The organism is Arthrobacter sp. HMWF013, from assembly GCF_003061105.1.
In the GTDB taxonomy this organism is placed as follows: domain Bacteria; phylum Actinomycetota; class Actinomycetes; order Actinomycetales; family Micrococcaceae; genus Arthrobacter.
On the sequence record NZ_QAIQ01000581.1, the window covers coordinates 1 to 1,274 of the forward strand.

A 1,274-nucleotide genomic window follows, 5' to 3' on the forward strand; every position below is an offset into this window, starting at 1 on the left:
GCGGAGTTGCCTGCCGCGACCACGGCGGCGACGCCGTCGTTGACGACTCCCTGGAGGGCGGTGTCCACGGCCGCGCTGGCGGCCCCACCCACGCTGAGGTTTACCACCGCCGGAGCTCCGGCAGCATGGTTGGCGGCGATCCAGTCCAGGCCAGCCACCACATCGGAGTTGTAGCCGGAGCCGGTGCAGTCGAGCACCCGGACGGGGACGATGGTTGCGCTCTTTGCCACGCCATAGGTTGACCCGGCGACGGTCCCGGCAACGTGGGTGCCATGGCCGTTGCAGTCCCCGGATCCGCGTCCGTCCGCCACAGCAGTCCACCCAGCGGAAACCCGTCCGGCGAACTCGGTGTGGGACGCCAGCACGCCGGTGTCCACCACGTAAGCACTGACCCCGGCTCCCGCCGCCGCCCACGTGTAGGAACCCGTAAGGGGCAGTGGCCGCTGGTCCACCCGGTCCAGTCCCCACGGTGCCGGCTGCTGCGTCCCGGTGATCCTGACCGGGGCGTCCACCTCCACCGACACGACGCCGGCCGAGCGGGACAGTGCCGCAGCCTGGGCCGGCGTGGCCGTGACCAGGGCGCCGCGGAGGGCATGCGAGTACGAGCGGCCGACGCCGATGCCCTGGGACGTCAAGCGCGTCACCTCGGCAGGGACGTCGGCTTCCCCGGCGTACTGGACGATGTAGCGGTTTTTGGCCCCGCCGTCGTTCCCCGCACCCTTAACGGCCTCCGCCGGGAGGGCAGACGTCGAAAGAACGACGGCGGCCAGGAGGGTTGCGTTGACAGCGGGCAGCGATAAGCCGGGCAGCACAAAACGTCGGGTGCGCATGGGGGTCCTAGCGTGGCGGAGGTGTCTGGGCGGAGCTGATACTCCGTCCCGCCAAAAAGTTTAGGAGCCCGCGCCCGACGCTGACGGAATCTTCCCTGATCCTGCGGAAAACCTTGGCCAGCTCAGCAAATTCCCTGTGAAAGCGGGCTCAGTCCTCCGTGGGCGTGGTCCGGTTCGAGTGATAGGTCCGCCAGGTGTGCTCGGGCTCGAATCCCAGCAGACGCCTGGCTTTGTCGATGGACAGCATGGTCTCGTGCTCGCCCAGCTCCTTGGTCACCTTGACGTTGGGGAACACTTCGGCGGCCAGGCTGGCGCTTGAACGGCTCATGACGGTGTCCGCGTTCGCGACGATGAATGCCTCGAAACCGGGCTGCGCATTTTCCAGGGCACGTGCCACCGCCTGCGCCCCGTCCCGCCCGTCAATGTAGCCCCAAAGGTTCCACT

1 protein-coding gene and 1 pseudogene are annotated in these 1,274 nt (G+C 68.4%); both read right to left on the reverse strand.

Annotation, left to right across the window (positions count from 1 at the left end; all coding sequences use genetic code 11):
- On the reverse strand, positions 1-830 hold an 830-nt coding region (locus tag DBR22_RS19755; RefSeq protein ID WP_146187587.1), incomplete at its 3' end, for a S8 family serine peptidase.
- 148 nt (positions 831-978) lie between these two features.
- Positions 979-1,274, reverse strand: a pseudogene (locus DBR22_RS19760) (NAD(P)-dependent oxidoreductase); the annotation flags it as partial.